The sequence below is a fragment of the Methylobacterium sp. WL64 genome (assembly GCF_008039945.1).
In the GTDB taxonomy this organism is placed as follows: Bacteria; Pseudomonadota; Alphaproteobacteria; order Rhizobiales; family Beijerinckiaceae; genus Methylobacterium.
This window is the reverse complement of record NZ_VRVA01000115.1, coordinates 1-14,966: the sequence shown is the minus strand read 5'-3', so window position 1 is coordinate 14,966 and position 14,966 is coordinate 1. Positions and strand designations below refer to the sequence as shown.

The following is a 14,966-nucleotide window of genomic DNA, read 5'->3' as shown; positions in this document are numbered from 1 at the left end:
GGGCCGGGGGCTCGGGCGTCGAAACCGCGGCCGGCGGCGGCTCGGGCGCGGGTGTCGGCGGCTGGAGCTGCTGGGCGGCCGGCGGGACTGGAGAAACAGGCGGTGCGGGCGGAACAGGTGCAGGGGCCGAAGGTGGAGGCGCGGCCGCCATCAGAGCGGCCATGGGATCCACCGGCTCAGGCGCCAGCGCGGACGGTGCGGGCGTCACCGCCGAGGCGGGGCGCGCCAGCGCGGCCTGGAGCTGCCGCGCCATATCGTTGAGCACCGCCGGATCGACGGAGCGCCGCTCGGTCGGGACGGCCAGACTTGGAGCGGCAAGGTTCGAAGCAGCAAGGCTCGAAGCAGCAAGGCTCGAAGCGGCAAGGCTCGGAGGGGTCGGAGCGGACCGGACGGGCTCGTCGCGCTCAGGGGCGGCCTCCGGCATGCGCTCGGAGGCGGGATTGGCGCGCGGCTCGGCCAGCGGCGGCGCGGTGCGGCTCAGGATCCGCCGGGGCGAGAACGTCTCACGGAGCGGCGGCGAAGGGGCGGAGGCTTCGGCTGCGCGGGGCTGCGGGACGGCCGGGGCCGAGACCTCCTGGCCCGGCTCGTCACCGCCCAGCAAGCCGACATCGAGCGGGAAGGTGACCGCCGGGGCGGCGGCGGAGCGCGGCACCGGCGGCGGCACCACGACCGGCATCTCGAAACCGGGATCGAACAACGGCTCGGAGCGGCGGCCGGCGATCTCGGCGAGCGCCCGGGGCGGCTCGGCGAGGCGGCCGCCCTGGGCCATCGGATCGGGCAACGGCTCGGCCAGGGGCTCCGACCCGCCATCGGCGCGCAGCGTCGCCTCGGGCAGGGGGCGCTGCGAGCGCTGGATGTTGCGCTCGACCACGACGTCGTTGGGGCCGCCGACCAGCAGCAGGTGCTCGACGTTGTCCCGGCGCAGCAGGATCAGCTGCCGGGCCCGGTCGAGTTCGTAGACATCGACGATGCCGAGCCGCGGCTGGCGCCCGCGGGCAGGGGTGCGTCCGGGCAGCGCCAGGCTGCGTCCGGTCAGGCGGCGCACCGTGAACACGATCGCGGCCAACGCCGTGAAGATGACGGCGAAGATCACGACATACTGGACGATGGGAGAGCCCTCAGAACCGAACACGGATTGCAGCCATTGCAAGATTACGCACTCGCACGTTTCGGCCGCCGCAGGGCCGCGCCCGGCACGAGCCTCGCTCATACCACGCCGGCCGCCCCCCAAGGCAAACGACGTTAAGACTTCGTTAACAGGCTCTTAAGTTTAGCGCCATCGAGACAAGAGGTTGTGAAGGACCGGGCGCCGCCATCCCGGGGAACGTCGCCGCGGCCCCGTCCGCGAGCGCCCGACGCGGCGGTTGGCGATCCCCCGACCGGTTTCGCACGCTTAACGGTGCGTTAACCATGGAGGCGGCAGATTTTGCCGAGCCCGCTCGAACCGACGGGGCATCGCGCACCCGGAGGCGACCATGGCCCTGACCGACCTGCCCGTCCTGGGGATGCTGCGCACCCGGATGCAGTGGGCGCAGGCGCGCCAGGGGCTGATCGCCGAGAACGTCGCCAACGCCGACATGCCGGGCTTCAAGCCGCGCGACCTGGCCGAGCTGCGCTTCGACCGGGCCACCGGCACTGCGGTTAACACCTCTCCGGGCCTGGCGCTGACCAGCCCCGCCCACCTCGCGCCTCCCGGGCAATCCGAGGCCGGGGCCGACGCCAAGGGCGCCAAGCGCTTCGAGATCCGGCCGAACGGCAATGCGGTCAACCTCGAGGACGAGATGATGAAAGCCGGCGACAACCAGTCCGACTACCAGCTCGCCGCCTCGCTCTACCAGCACAGCCTGACGACCCTGAAGATCGCCATCGGCAAGAGCTGAACGTTTCGGACACCGATCGATCGGACGCGCCGTCGAAACGCGCGGCGGAAAAGGGGCCCTGAGCCATGGAATTCAGCAAGTCCCTCACCGTGGCCGCCGCCGGCCTCAAGGCGCAGTCGGGCCGGATGCGGATCATCGCCGAGAACATCGCCAACGCCGATTCCGCGCCGGCCTCGGCCGGGACCGAACCCTACCGCCGCAAGATCCCGTCCTTCACCAGCCACATGGACCCGGAGACCGGGGCCAAGCTGGTGGAAGCGGGCCGGGTCCGGCGCGACACGTCTGCGTTCCGGACCAAGTACGAGCCCGGCAACCCCGCGGCCAACGCCCGGGGCGAGGTGCAGATGCCCAACGTCAACGCCCTGATCGAGAACATGGACCTGCGCGAGGCCCAGCGCTCCTACGAGGCGAACCTCAACATGGTGACGTCCACGCGCAAGATGCTCTCGCAGACGCTGTCGATCCTGAAGTGAGCCCGCCTGACGTGATCCCGAAGGAAGTCTAGCCGATGGCGACGAGCAATTTCGCGGCCGGCGCCTACGCCGCCGTCCAGGGCATGGCGAACGGCCGCCCGGCCCCGAAAATCCAGTCGGCCAATGAGGCCGGCGGCAACTTCATGCAGATGCTGGGCAGCGCCCTGGACAACGTCGGGGATGCCGGACGGCGGGCCGACGGCCAGGCGATCTCGGCGGCGTCCGGCAAGGCCAACGTCGTCGACGTGGTGACCGCGGTAGCCGAGAGCGAGACCGCCCTGCAGACCATGGTTGCGGTGCGCGACCGCATGATCTCCGCCTACGAAGAGATCATGCGGATGCAGATTTGAGCAGACCTCCCGGACCACCGGATTTCCGCTGCCTTCTTTTTGAGCACGACGCCCCATGACCGGCCTGGCCATCCTCGACGTCGCCCGCGACGGCATCTTCGTCTTCCTCAAGGTGGCCGGCCCCCTGATGCTGGTCGCGCTGGCGGTCGGGCTGATCGTCTCGCTGCTCCAGGCGCTGACGCAGGTCCAGGAGCAGACCCTGATCTACGTGCCCAAGATCGTCGCGGTGTTCGCCGCGCTCCTGCTGATGCTGCCGTTCATCGGCGACGCCATGGCGGGCTACATGATCCGCATCGCCGCCCGCATCGCGGCCGGCGGCTGATGGCGCCCTCCGGCGGGACAGGCGCGGCGCGCACGTGCCATAGGGGCGGCGATGAACCTGCTCCTGCCCGGCATCGCCTCGGCCTACCTGATCGCCTTCGCCCGGGTCGGCACGCTGATCATGCTGATGCCTGGGGTCGGCGAGCAGATGGTGTCGCCGCGGATCCGGCTGGCCTTCGCGCTGCTGACCACGCTGGTGCTGTTCCCGACCGTGCGCCCGCTGCTCGGCGGCACCGACGGGCTGGCGGGGCCCCGGCTGATCGGGCTCCTGTTCGCCGAGACGATCGTCGGCCTGGTCCTCGGCCTGTCGGTCCGGATGGTGCTGGCCGCGCTGCAGACCGCCGGGCTGATCATCTCGCAGCAGCTCGGCCTGGCCTACGCCATGACGGTGGACCCGAGCTACGGCGGCCAGCAGGCGGCGCTCGGCAACTTCCTGTCCCTGCTCGGCGTCACGCTGATCTTCGCCGCCGACCTGCACCACCTCGCCATCGAGGGCCTGGCGCAGAGCTACGTGGTGCTGCCTCCGGACGGGGTCCCGGCCTTCTCCGACGCGCTGATGCTGGCGGTGAAGGCGCTCACCCGGGGCTTCACCCTGGCGGTGCAGATCTCCGGGCCGTTCATCGCCTTCGGGCTGCTGTTCAACCTCGGGCTCGGGGTGCTGTCGCGGCTGATGCCGCAATTGCAGGTGTTCTTCCTGGCGGTCCCGGCCTCGGTGCTCGTCGGCATGCTGATCCTGATGGGCTCGCTCGGCGTCATGATGGGCGTCTTTCTGGACGATCTCGGCCGGTATCTCGGCGAATTCGTCGGGCGCTGAGCGTCCACGCGCACTGAGGTCGAGCAGGGACGATGGCCGAGGGCGCGGAGCAGGAAGACAAGACCGAGGAGCCGACCCAGCGGCGGCTCGATCAGGCGATCGAGCGCGGCGACGTCGCAACAAGCGCGGAAATCAACACCTTCGCGATCCTCGGCGCGTTCACGCTGGCCCTGGTGATCGCGGCCCCGACCATCGCCCAGAACCTGACCCAGGGCCTCAAGGCCTACCTCGCCAACGCCCACACCCTGCCGGACGACGCCACCGCCATGAAGCAGGCGGCGACCCGGGGCCTGTGGCTGTGGCTGGAGGCGGTGGCGGTGCCGGTCGGGATGGCGGCTGCGGCCGGCCTCGCCGCCGGCCTGCTGCAGCACCCGCTGGTCCTCACCGCCCAGACCCTGGCGCCGAAATTCGACCGGATCTCGCCGATGGCTGGGATCAAGCGGCTGATGGGGATCGAGGCCCTGTTCCAGTTCGGCAAGGGCCTCGCCAAGATCGGCGCGGTCGGCATCGTCGGCGCAGTGCTGCTCTGGAACGACCGCGACCGGCTGGAGGTGTTCGCCCGCCTGGATCCGGCCGGCAGCCTGCCCGCGATCCTCTCCCTCAGCCTGCGGCTGCTCGCCGGCATGCTGTGCATGCACCTGGCGATCACGCTGGGCGACGCGCTCTACGCGCGCTTCCGCTGGCGCAAGCGCCACCGCATGTCGAAGGAGGAGATGAAGCAGGAGATGAAGGAGTCGGACGGCAACCCGGAGATCAAGGGCCGCATGAAGCAGATCCGCATGGCGCGGGCGCGGAAGCGGATGATGACGGCGGTGCCGACCGCCACCGTGGTGGTGACCAACCCGACCCACTACGCGGTGGCCCTGCGCTACGAGGCCGGCATGGCCGCTCCGATCTGTGTCGCCAAGGGCGTCGATGCCCTGGCCCTGCGCATCCGCACGGTGGCGGCGGAGCATGGCGTCGCGGTGATCGAGAACCCGCCGCTCGCCCGGGCGCTGCACGCCACGGTGGAGATCGACCGCGAGATCCCGGCCGAACACTACCGCGCGGTGGCGGAAGTCATCGGCTTCGTCCTGCGCCTGCGCCGGCGGGCGGCGTAGGAGCGATTGGCAGGATGTGGGCGTCGGCACGACGATCGCATCCCGTGGGCCCGAAAAGCCACGCTTCCTCCACCTTTTTTTGCAAGGCTGCAGCAAGGCTTGGCGCGACGCGAACGGCGCGACGCGGGTGATGCCGTACCGCCCGTGCCCTGCTATGGCCGGCGGGCCTAACCGGGTGATTGTTCTGGAATGATGCCGATGGCCGACGTCACTGGACCTCCGGCGCCCGCGACGGGCACGCAGATCGCGAACCCGCAGGGGACCGGCTCGATCGACCGCTCGGAGCAGCCGGGCCGGGTCGGGCTGCTGCTCGTGCTCGCCGGCCTGCTGGTCGGGGCCGCCATCGGCCTGTCCTTCGTGGCTAACGAGCAGGCGCAGTCGCTGATCGTCTGGCTGCTGGCCCTGCTGGCGATGGCCGGCGTGTTCTTCCTGTTCGCGCTGGCGATCGGGGCGCTTCAGCTCAGCGGTACCGCGACCCGGGACGACATCACCAAGGGCATCGTCGACGCCTCCCCGGACGGGGCGCTGGTGGTCGAGGATGGCGGCCGCCTGATCTACGCCAACGAGGCCTACCTGCGGGTCGCCGGCGGCGACGCGTTCTCGAACCTCGTACCCGTGGAGCGCATCCTGGTCGGCTCGCCGGAGGTCTCGGAGGCGGTCTACCGCCTGTCGCAGGCTTCGCGGGACGGCCGGGCCCATACCGAGGAGATCCGGATGTCGCCGCCGCTCGGCCCCCAGGCGAACGAGCGCGGCTTCGGCTGGTACCGGGTGTCGGTGCGGCCCCTGGCGCGCCCGCGCCGGGCCGCTTCGCTCTGGACGGTGGCGGACATCACCGCCGAGCGCGAGCGCCAGGAGAACGTCTTCCAGGAGCTCCAGCACGCGATCGATTATCTCGACCACGCCCCGGCGGGATTCCTGTCGATCGATCCGGCCGGCGCGATCGTCTACATGAACGCGACGCTCGCAGCTTGGCTCGGCTACGACCTGGCGAGCGTCGGCCCGGGCGGCCCGCACCTCACCGAGATCGCCCCGGAGGCCGACGTGCTGGTGCGCACCGCCGGCCTGCCCGGGGAGGTCCGCACCGACCGGTTCGACCTCGACCTGCGCCGCCGCAACGGCCACACCCTGCCGGTGCGGCTGTACCACCGCGTCGCCTTCGGCAAGGATGGCAAGCCCGGCTCGTCGCGGACCTTCGTGATCAACCGCTCGGCCGGGGCCGAGACCGACGAGCCGCAGCGCGCCGCCGAAGTCCGGCTCGCCCGCTTCCTCAACAACTCCCCGATCGCCATCGCGACCCTGGACCGCTCCGGCCGGATCGCCCGGGCCAACACCTCGTTCACGCGTCTGTTCGGCACGGTGCCGCGCCAGGTCGACGAGGGCGGTCCGGAGGGGGAGGGCACCCAGGGCGCCGAGCCCAACGTGGCCGATTCGGTGGTCGACCGCGCCTCCCTGGAGGCCGGCCTCGCCCGGGCCGCCAGCGGCCTGTCCGACCCGGAGCCGATCGAGGTCCAGCTCAGCGGCCCGGGGGGCCGCTCGGCCCGGCTCTGGCTCAGCCCGGCCGACAGCAGTGACGCCACCCACAAGGCCGACGAGGCCGAGCGCGTGATCCTGTACGCCCTCGACACCACGGCGCAGCGGCAGCTGGAGCAGCAGGTCGCCCAGGCTCAGAAGATGAACGCCGTAGGCCAGCTCGCCGGCGGCATCGCACACGACTTCAACAACGTCCTCCAGGCGATCATCGGCTACTCGGACCTGCTCCTGGCGAGCCACCGGCCGACCGACCCGGCCTTCCAGGACATCATGCAGATCAAGCAGAACGCCAACCGGGCGGCGGGCCTCGTCCGCCAGCTCCTGGCGTTCTCGCGCCGACAGACCCTGCGTCCGGAGGTGATGAATGTCGGGGAGGGGCTCTCGGAGCTGACCCTGCTGCTCAAGCGGCTGCTCGGCGAGCGCGTCGCCCTGGAGCTGAAGCACGGCCGCGACGTCTGGCCGGTGAAGGCCGACGTCAACCAGTTCGAGCAGGTGATCGTGAACCTGGCGGTCAATGCCCGCGATGCGATGCCGGACGGCGGCAAGCTGATGATCCGCACCGAGAACGTGACCGATCCGGGGCCGATTGCGGCCGTGGAGGGACGCGGCGGCGCACCCGCGGGCGACCACGTCCTGATCGAGGTGCGCGATACCGGCCAGGGCATTCCGGCCGAGCTGATGGAAAAGATCTTCGAGCCCTTCTTCACCACCAAGGAGATCGGCAAGGGCACCGGCCTCGGGCTCTCGACGGTGTTCGGCATCGTCAAGCAATCCGGCGGCACCATCGACGTGCAATCGACCATCGGAGAGGGGACCGCCTTCCGGATCTACCTGCCGCGGCACGTGCCCGTCGCGGAGCCCGAGGAGGCCGCCCCCGCGGTTCCGGCCCTGCCCCGGGCCGACATGCCGGCGACGGCCAAGCCGCCCGGCTCCGTCGATCGCACCGGCACCCAGAAGGCACCGGAGAAGCCGGCCCCGCGCAAGCCCGCTGCCGACCATACCGGGCAGGGGACGATCCTGCTGGTCGAGGACGAGGATCCCGTCCGGGCGGTCAACAGCCGGGCGCTGTCGGCTCGGGGCTACACCGTCCTGGAGGCCGCCTCCGGCCTGGAGGCCCTGGCGATCGTGCGCGAGGGCAGCCAGCCCATCGACCTCGTCGTCTCGGACGTGGTGATGCCCGAGATGGACGGCCCGACCCTGCTGCGCGAGGTGCGCAAGAGCCAGCCGGACCTGAAGGTGATCTTCGTCTCGGGCTACGCCGAGGACGCGTTCCGCAAGAACCTGCCCGAGGGCGAAGCCTTCAACTTCCTGCCCAAGCCGTTCAGCCTCAAGCAGCTGGTCGAGACCGTGAAGAAGACCATGGCGGCCGACTGACGGCGCTCCGGCAAAAAGAGCCCGACCGAGAACCTGAGCGCCGCCCCATCCGGGCGGCGTTCCCATGTCCGGCGGCCTTGCAGAATGAGAACAAAACGGGTACACAAACGCCGTGTTGACGCGCGTTGTGAATGGCGCGCAACCCCTTCATAAGGAGCCCGCCAGATGGCCCAGCCTGCATTGAAAGTGGTCGACATGCCCCCGGTGGACAAGGACAAGTCCAAGGCGATCGACGCCGCCCTGTCCCAGATCGAGCGTGCCTTCGGCAAGGGCTCGATCATGCGCCTCGGCAAGAACGACAAGGTGCAGGAGGTCGAGACCGTCTCAACCGGTTCGATCGGCCTGGACATCGCGCTCGGCGTCGGAGGCCTGCCCCGCGGCCGGGTCGTGGAGATCTACGGCCCCGAATCGTCCGGCAAGACGACGCTGGCCTTGCACACCATCGCCGAGGCCCAGAAGAAGGGCGGCGTCTGCGCCTTCGTGGACGCCGAGCATGCCCTCGACCCGATCTACGCCCGTAAGCTCGGCGTCAATCTCGACGACCTGCTGATCTCGCAGCCGGACACCGGGGAGCAGGCGCTCGAGATCACCGACACGCTGGTGCGCTCCGGCGCCATCGACGTGCTGGTGGTCGATTCGGTCGCCGCGCTGACCCCGCGGGCCGAGATCGAGGGCGAGATGGGCGAGAGCCAGCCCGGCCTCCAGGCCCGCCTGATGAGCCAGGCCCTGCGCAAGCTCACCGGTTCGATCTCGCGCTCGAACTGCATGGTGATCTTCATCAACCAGATCCGGATGAAGATCGGCGTCATGTACGGCAGCCCGGAGACCACCACGGGCGGCAACGCGCTGAAGTTCTACGCCTCGGTGCGCCTCGACATCCGCCGGATCTCGACCCTCAAGGACCGCGACGAGGCGATCGGCAACCAGGTTCGCGTCAAGGTCGTCAAGAACAAGGTCGCGCCGCCGTTCAAGCAGGTCGAGTTCGACATCATGTTCGGCGAGGGCGTGTCGAAGGTCGGCGAGCTCATCGACCTCGGCGTGAAGGCCGGCATCGTCGAGAAGTCCGGCGCCTGGTTCTCGTACAACAGCCAGCGCCTCGGCCAGGGCCGCGAGAACTCGAAGGGGTTCCTGCGCGACAACCCTGAGATCGCCGGCAAGATCGAAGCCTCGATCCGCCAGAATTCCGGCCTCGTCGCCGAGAAGATCCTGGAAAATGCCAAGCCGACCGAGGACGACCTCGACGAAGGCGAGGCCTGACGAACGGCAGACAAGCGGAATGCCAAAGGGCTGGAGCCCTTTGGCAGGGTTCAGCGGGGTTCGAGCCAGTCTCGCGAGCCTCGCAGGGCTCCGCCTTGCACCCGAGAAAGGTCGATGCCCCCTAAAGCTTTGATCGTCCCGGGCCTGGATCGACCGTTCTCGCCCGATCCAGACCACGCCCCAGAAACGACAACGCCCGGCGCGAATCCGGCCCTATGAGGGTCGAGCTTCGTCCGGGCGTTTGTCGTACTGAACGCCGGGTAGGGAAGAAAGCACCGCATCCGGTGCAACGTCCCGACCGCCCAACTTCCAGCTACGTCGAGGCGGACGCGGAAACCCGCAACCGCCGCTTCCCTTGATCAGGCCGCTTCGCCGGCCTCGGCGACCGCGGAGGCCTGGTCCTCGACCAGCTTCCAGGTCTTGGTCTTCGAGAAGGGGCGGCACTCCTCGATGAACACCGTCTGCCCGACCTTGGCGACATTCGCCTCGTCGTGGGCATGGTAGTTCTTCGAGCGGCGCACGGTCTTCTTCATCACCGGGTGAGTGAAGCGACGCTCCACCTTCACCACGATGGTCTTCTCGCCCTTGTCGCTGACGACGGTGCCCTGCAGGACGCGCTTCGGCATGGTGTTCTCCTAAGCCCCTGTCAGCTCTTGGACGCCTGCAGCGTCTTCGAACGCTGCAGGGTGCGGACGCGGGCGATGTCGCGGCGGACCTCACGGACGCGGGCGACGTTCTCGAGCTGGCCGGTAGCCCCCTGGAAGCGCAGGTTGAACTGCTCCTTCTTAAGGTTCAGCAACTCGTCGTTCAGCTGATCCGGCGACAACGCCTTCAGATCAGACACTCTCTGGGTCGACTTCACGATATCCTCCGTTCAGTCGGCGATGCGTTGGACGACCCGCGTACGGATCGGGAGCTTGGCGGCGCCGAGGCGCAGGGCCTCCTTGGCAATGTCCTCGGCGACACCGTCGACCTCGAACATGATCCGGCCCGGATGGACACGGGCGGCCCAGTAATCCGGAGCGCCCTTGCCCGAGCCCATGCGGACTTCGGTCGGCTTCGAGGAGACCGGGACGTCCGGGAACACCCGGATCCAGACGCGGCCCTGGCGCTTCATCTCACGGGTGATCGCGCGGCGGGCCGCCTCGATCTGCCGTGCGGTAACACGCTCGGGCTCGACAGCCTTCAGGCCGAACTGACCGAAGTTCAGCTCGAAGCCGCCCTTGGCCGCACCGTGGATGCGGCCCTTGAACTGCTTACGGAAGCGAGTCTTTTTGGGTTGCAGCATGGCTTCCTACCTTACGCGTGCTCGCGGCGTCCGCGCTCGCGGCCGCCCTCGCCATCGCGCTCACGGCGTCCGCCCGAGCGGCCACCCTCTTCCTGGGCCTTCTTGTCCTGGGCCATCGGGTCGTGCTCAAGGATCTCGCCCTTGAACACCCAGACCTTGATGCCGCAGGTGCCGTAGGTCGTGAACGCCGTAGCGGTGCCGTAATCCACGTCCGCGCGCAGCGTGTGCAGCGGGACCCGGCCCTCGCGGTACCATTCCTGGCGGGCGATCTCGGCGCCGCCGAGACGGCCCGAGCAGTTGATCCGGATGCCCTCGGCACCGAGACGCATCGCCGACTGCACGGCGCGCTTCATGGCGCGACGGAAGGCAACGCGGCGCTCGAGCTGCTGAGCAATCGAGTCGGCCACCAGGGTAGCGTCGATCTCGGGCTTACGCACCTCGACGATGTTGATCGTCACGTCAGCCTTGGTCATCGTGCCGACCAGCTTGCGCAGCTTCTCGATATCCGCGCCCTTCTTGCCGATCACCACGCCCGGACGACCCGAGTGGATGGTGACGCGGCACTTCCGGTGCGGACGCTCGATGACGATCTTCGAAACGGCGGCCTGCTTCAGCTGCTTCATTAGGGCGGCGCGAATGGCGACGTCCTCGTGCATCAGCTTGGCATACTCGCCCTTGCCGGCGAACCAGCGGGAGTCCCAGGTCCGGTTGATACCGAGACGGAGACCGATCGGATTGACTTTCTGGCCCATGAGATCCTCCTTAAGCCGCTTCGGCCTGGCGGACTTCGCGAACCACGATGGTGAGGTTCGAGAAGGGCTTCAGGATACGCGCACCGCGGCCGCGGGCACGAGCGTGGAAGCGCTTGAGCACGAGGGCCTTGCCCACGAAGGCCTGGGTGACGACGAGATCGTCGACATCCAGATCGTGGTTGTTCTCGGCATTCGCGATCGCGCTCTCGAGGCACTTCTTGACCTCGGTCGAGATGCGCTTGCGCGAGAACTGCAGCTCGGCCAACGCAGTGTCGACCTTCTTGCCGCGGATCATCTGCGCCACGAGGTTCAGCTTCTGCGGGCTGACACGCAGCATGCGCGCAACTGCCTTCGCCTCGTTCTCGGGGAGCGCGCGGGGGGTGGCTTGCTTGCCCATCTCAGCGCCTCTTCGCCTTCTTGTCGGCCGCGTGCCCTTGGAAGGTGCGGGTCGGCGAGAACTCGCCGAACTTATGCCCCACCATCTCCTCGGAGACGTAGACCGGGATATGCTTCTGCCCGTTGTGCACACCGAAGGTGAGCCCGACGAACTGCGGGAGAATCGTGGAGCGGCGGCTCCAGATCTTGATGACCTCTGAGCGCGAGGAGCCCCGCGCCGCTTCGGCCTTCTTGAAGAGGTAGCCGTCGACGAACGGCCCCTTCCAGAGAGAGCGTGCCATAGCGATTACTTCTTGCGGTTGTGGCGGCTGGACAGGATGAACACGTCGGTCCGCTTGTTGGACCGGGTCTTCTTCCCCTTGGTCGGCACGCCCCACGGCGTGACCGGGTTGCGGCCGCCCGAGGTACGGCCCTCGCCGCCGCCGTGCGGGTGATCCACCGGGTTCATGGAGACGCCGCGGTTATGCGGGCGCTTGCCGAGCCACCGGTTGCGCCCGGCCTTGCCGAGCGAGATGTTCATGTGGTCCGGGTTGGAGACCGCACCGACGGTCGCGAAGCACTGGCCATGGACAAGGCGCTGCTCGCCCGAGTTCAGCCGCAGCGTCACGTAGCCCTGGTCGCGTCCGACGATCTGGGCGTAGTTCCCGGCCGAGCGGGCGATCGCGCCGCCCTTGCCGATCTTCAGCTCGACGTTGTGGATGATCGTACCCACCGGCATCGAGCCGACCGGACCGGCATTGCCCGGCTTGATGTCGACGTTCTCGCCCGTCACCACCTTGTCGCCCGGCTGAAGGCGCTGCGGGGCTAGGATGTAGCTCTGCTTCCCGTCGGGGAAGTTGATCAGGGCGATGAACGCGGTGCGGTTCGGATCGTACTCGATCCGCTCGACCGTCGCCGTCACGCCGAGCTGCTCGCGACGCTTAAAATCGACGTTGCGCAGCACACGCTTGTGGCCACCGCCGCGGAAGCGAACGGTGATGCGGCCGAGGTTGTTACGGCCGCCGGAGGAGCTCTTGCCCTCCGTCAGCGCCTTCACCGGCTTGCCCTTGTAGAGCTCACGGCGGTCGACGAGCACGAGCTGGCGCAGGCTCGGCGTGACCGGTTTGAATGTCTTCAAGGCCATCGGCTTGGATCCCTAAAACCCGTCCTCAGAGCCCGGTCGTGACGTCGATCGTGTGGCCCTCGGCCAGGGTGACGATCGCCTTTTTCACGTCGGAGCGCTGCCCGCGGAGACCGCGGAAAATCTTCTTCTTGCCCTTGGTCACGAGGGTATTCACCGCCGTGACCTTGACGTCGAACAGCTTCTCGACCGCCTCCTTGATCTGAGGCTTGGTCGCCTTCGGGCCGACCCGGAAGACGACCTTGTTCTGTTCGGTCAGGTTCGTCGCCTTCTCGGTGATGACCGGGGAGACGATGATATCGTAGTGGCGCGGATCGGCACTCATTTGAAACGCTCCTCCAGCGCGTCGACAGCGGCCTTCGTCAGGACGAGCGTGTTGCGGCGCAGGATGTCGTAGACGTTGATCCCCTGCACGGGAAGGACGTCGATCTGCGGGATGGCACGCGCGGCGCGGCCGAAATTCACGTCGACCTCGGCACCGCCGATGATCAGCGCGTTCGAAAGGCCCATCTTGCCGAAGCGCTCGATGAGACCCTTGGTCTTGTGATCCTCGATCTTGATGTCGTCGACGACGATCAGGGTCGAGGACTTGGCCTTGGCCGACAGTGCGTGGCGCAGCGCCAGGGCACGGACCTTCTTGGGAAGGTCGTGGCTGTGGTCGCGAACGACCGGCCCGAAGGCGCGTCCGCCACCGCGGAACTGCGGCGCCGAGGCAGCGCCGTGACGGGCGTTGCCGGTGCCCTTCTGCTTGTACAGCTTCTTGCGGGTGCGGTTCACGTCCGAACGGTTCTTCACCGCGTGGGTTCCGGCGCGCCGCTTAGCGAGCTGCCAGCGAACCATGCGCTGAAGGAGGTCGGCCCGCGGCTCAAGGCCGAAGATTTCCTCGTTCAGGTCGACCGAGCCGGCGCCAGCGCCGTCGAGAGTGGTGATATCGAGCTTCATCAGGCGGTCTCCTCAGCCGCAGGGGCCTCGGGGGCGGTCTGGGCGGACTCGGTAGACGCGCCGTTCTCACGGAACTTGCCCGGCAGCGGAACGTCGGCGGGGAGCTTGCGCTTCACCGCGTCGCGGATCTGGATCCAGCCACCGGCGACACCGGGGACCGCGCCCTCGACCAGGATCAGGCCGCGCTCGGGATCGGTGCGCACGACGCGCAGGTTCTGGGTGGTGACCCGCTCGACACCGAGGTGACCCGGCATCTTCTTGTTCTTGAAGGTCTTGCCCGGGTCCTGACGGCCGCCGGTCGAACCGATCGAACGGTGCGAGATGGACACGCCGTGGGTGGCGCGCAGGCCGCCGAAGTTCCAGCGCTTGATACCGCCGGCGAAGCCCTTACCCGTGGTCGTGCCCGTCACGTCGACGAACTGACCCGGAATGAAGTGGTCCGCGGTGATCTCCGCGCCGACCGGGATCAGCGCGTCCTCGGACACGCGGAACTCGGCGAGCTTCTTCTTCGGCTCGACCTTGGCGACCGCGAAGCGACCGCGCTCGGCCGCCGACACGTTCTTCACCTTGGCCTTGCCCACGCCGACCTGGAGGGCGACGTAGCCGTTCTTTTCGACGGTGCGGTGGGCCACCACCTGGCACTGATCGATCTTAAGCACTGTGACGGGGACATGCTCCCCCGCGTCCGTAAAGACGCGGGTCATGCCGACCTTCTGTGCGATGACGCCTGAGCGCATAGGTCTCTCCCTCGCGCGATGAAACGGTAAGCTCTAAATCCCGGCGGGACTTAGAGCTTGATCTCCACGTCCACGCCGGCGGCGAGGTCGAGCTTCATCAGCGCGTCCACGGTCTGCGGCGTCGGATCGACGATATCGAGCACTCGCTTATGCGTGCGCATCTCGAACTGCTCGCGCGACTTCTTGTCGATGTGCGGCGAGCGGTTCACGGTGAACTTCGCGATATGCGTCGGAAGCGGGATCGGACCCCGGATGGTCGCGCCGGTGCGCTTGGCCGTGGAGACGATCTCCTTGGTCGACGCATCAAGGATGCGGTGATCGAACGCCTTGAGGCGGATGCGGATGTTCTGACCGTTCATAATCCTGAAACCTTGAGAGGGACGGCGGGGGGTGCGAGGACGTGTCCCCGCCGCGCCCTGCTAAGGATGCTATCCTGGCTTAGTCGTTGATGGCGGCGACGACGCCGGCACCGACGGTGCGACCGCCCTCGCGGATGGCGAAGCGCAGCTTCTCCTCCATGGCCACCGGCACGATCAGCGTGACGTCCATGGTCACGTTGTCGCCCGGCATCACCATCTCGGTGCCCTCCGGCAGCTCGCACACCCCGGTCACGTCCGTGGTCCGGAAGTAGA

Annotated in this window: 20 protein-coding genes and 1 pseudogene; 8 read left to right on the top strand and 13 right to left on the bottom strand. The window is 68.4% G+C overall.

Features of this window, described 5'->3' with window-relative positions:
• The coding region (locus FV242_RS27805) for a hypothetical protein (RefSeq protein WP_246692912.1) at window positions 1-1,132 on the bottom strand (1,132 nt) is incomplete at its 3' end.
• A gap of 343 nt (window positions 1,133-1,475) precedes the next feature.
• On the opposite strand from FV242_RS27805, the gene flgB reads away from it, so the two are divergent.
• From flgB to recA, 8 genes are all read left to right on the top strand, one after another.
• Window positions 1,476-1,880 (top strand): flagellar basal body rod protein FlgB, encoded by a 405-nt coding sequence (flgB, locus tag FV242_RS27800; protein WP_147941195.1) that lies wholly within the window; start codon window positions 1,476-1,478, stop codon window positions 1,878-1,880.
• A gap of 65 nt (window positions 1,881-1,945) precedes the next feature.
• Complete coding sequence (gene flgC, locus FV242_RS27795) at window positions 1,946-2,353, top strand: flagellar basal body rod protein FlgC (RefSeq protein WP_147907566.1); 408 nt, start codon at window positions 1,946-1,948, stop codon at window positions 2,351-2,353.
• A gap of 35 nt (window positions 2,354-2,388) precedes the next feature.
• Window positions 2,389-2,703: a flagellar hook-basal body complex protein FliE gene (fliE, locus tag FV242_RS27790; RefSeq protein WP_147907565.1), complete on the top strand. Its 315-nt coding sequence runs from the start codon at window positions 2,389-2,391 to the stop codon at window positions 2,701-2,703.
• A gap of 55 nt (window positions 2,704-2,758) precedes the next feature.
• Entirely contained in the window at window positions 2,759-3,025 is a 267-nt protein-coding gene (fliQ, locus tag FV242_RS27785) for a flagellar biosynthesis protein FliQ (RefSeq protein ID WP_147907564.1), read from the top strand.
• A 51-nt stretch (window positions 3,026-3,076) separates the two neighbouring features.
• Complete coding sequence (fliR, locus tag FV242_RS27780; RefSeq protein ID WP_147907563.1) at window positions 3,077-3,838, top strand: flagellar biosynthetic protein FliR; 762 nt, start codon at window positions 3,077-3,079, stop codon at window positions 3,836-3,838.
• Window positions 3,839-3,870: 32 nt separating this feature from the next.
• Window positions 3,871-4,938 (top strand): flagellar biosynthesis protein FlhB, encoded by a 1,068-nt coding sequence (gene flhB, locus FV242_RS27775; protein WP_147941194.1) that lies wholly within the window; start codon window positions 3,871-3,873, stop codon window positions 4,936-4,938.
• Window positions 4,939-5,136: 198 nt separating this feature from the next.
• Complete coding sequence (gene cckA / locus FV242_RS27770) at window positions 5,137-7,842, top strand: cell cycle histidine kinase CckA (RefSeq protein ID WP_147907561.1); 2,706 nt, start codon at window positions 5,137-5,139, stop codon at window positions 7,840-7,842.
• 165 nt (window positions 7,843-8,007) lie between these two features.
• Complete coding sequence (gene recA, locus FV242_RS27765; protein WP_058194326.1) at window positions 8,008-9,099, top strand: recombinase RecA; 1,092 nt, start codon at window positions 8,008-8,010, stop codon at window positions 9,097-9,099.
• A 359-nt stretch (window positions 9,100-9,458) separates the two neighbouring features.
• Here the strand turns inward: recA and rpsQ are convergent, their stop codons facing one another.
• The 12 genes and pseudogenes from rpsQ to tuf form a co-directional block, all read right to left on the bottom strand.
• Window positions 9,459-9,725, bottom strand: coding sequence for a 30S ribosomal protein S17 (rpsQ, locus tag FV242_RS27760; protein WP_147907559.1), 267 nt, complete (start codon window positions 9,723-9,725; stop codon window positions 9,459-9,461).
• Between the two features lie 20 nt (window positions 9,726-9,745).
• Window positions 9,746-9,961: a 50S ribosomal protein L29 gene (gene rpmC, locus FV242_RS27755; RefSeq protein WP_058194328.1), complete on the bottom strand. Its 216-nt coding sequence runs from the start codon at window positions 9,959-9,961 to the stop codon at window positions 9,746-9,748.
• A gap of 12 nt (window positions 9,962-9,973) precedes the next feature.
• Window positions 9,974-10,387, bottom strand: coding sequence for a 50S ribosomal protein L16 (rplP, locus tag FV242_RS27750; protein ID WP_007569280.1), 414 nt, complete (start codon window positions 10,385-10,387; stop codon window positions 9,974-9,976).
• An 11-nt stretch (window positions 10,388-10,398) separates the two neighbouring features.
• On the bottom strand, window positions 10,399-11,139 hold the full coding sequence (gene rpsC, locus FV242_RS27745) for a 30S ribosomal protein S3 (protein WP_147853165.1): 741 nt from the start codon (window positions 11,137-11,139) through the stop codon (window positions 10,399-10,401).
• A 10-nt stretch (window positions 11,140-11,149) separates the two neighbouring features.
• Complete coding sequence (rplV, locus tag FV242_RS27740) at window positions 11,150-11,536, bottom strand: 50S ribosomal protein L22 (RefSeq protein WP_147853164.1); 387 nt, start codon at window positions 11,534-11,536, stop codon at window positions 11,150-11,152.
• A gap of 1 nt (window position 11,537) precedes the next feature.
• Entirely contained in the window at window positions 11,538-11,816 is a 279-nt protein-coding gene (gene rpsS / locus FV242_RS27735; protein WP_147941193.1) for a 30S ribosomal protein S19, read from the bottom strand.
• Between the two features lie 5 nt (window positions 11,817-11,821).
• Window positions 11,822-12,658, bottom strand: a complete 837-nt coding sequence (gene rplB, locus FV242_RS27730) for a 50S ribosomal protein L2 (RefSeq protein ID WP_147853163.1) — start codon at window positions 12,656-12,658, stop codon at window positions 11,822-11,824.
• 25 nt (window positions 12,659-12,683) lie between these two features.
• Window positions 12,684-12,980: a 50S ribosomal protein L23 gene (locus FV242_RS27725; RefSeq protein WP_007569272.1), complete on the bottom strand. Its 297-nt coding sequence runs from the start codon at window positions 12,978-12,980 to the stop codon at window positions 12,684-12,686.
• Window positions 12,977-13,597 (bottom strand): 50S ribosomal protein L4, encoded by a 621-nt coding sequence (rplD, locus tag FV242_RS27720; RefSeq protein WP_147853162.1) that lies wholly within the window; start codon window positions 13,595-13,597, stop codon window positions 12,977-12,979. Before rplD ends, FV242_RS27725 begins: the two co-directional genes overlap by 4 nt.
• A complete protein-coding gene (rplC, locus tag FV242_RS27715) occupies window positions 13,597-14,334 on the bottom strand; it encodes a 50S ribosomal protein L3 (RefSeq protein ID WP_058194332.1) in 738 nt (245 codons plus the stop codon). The genes rplD and rplC overlap by 1 nt, the downstream gene beginning before the upstream one ends.
• A gap of 50 nt (window positions 14,335-14,384) precedes the next feature.
• Window positions 14,385-14,693, bottom strand: coding sequence for a 30S ribosomal protein S10 (rpsJ, locus tag FV242_RS27710; RefSeq protein ID WP_007569268.1), 309 nt, complete (start codon window positions 14,691-14,693; stop codon window positions 14,385-14,387).
• Window positions 14,694-14,772: 79 nt separating this feature from the next.
• Window positions 14,773-14,966, bottom strand: a pseudogene (gene tuf / locus FV242_RS27705) (elongation factor Tu); the annotation flags it as partial.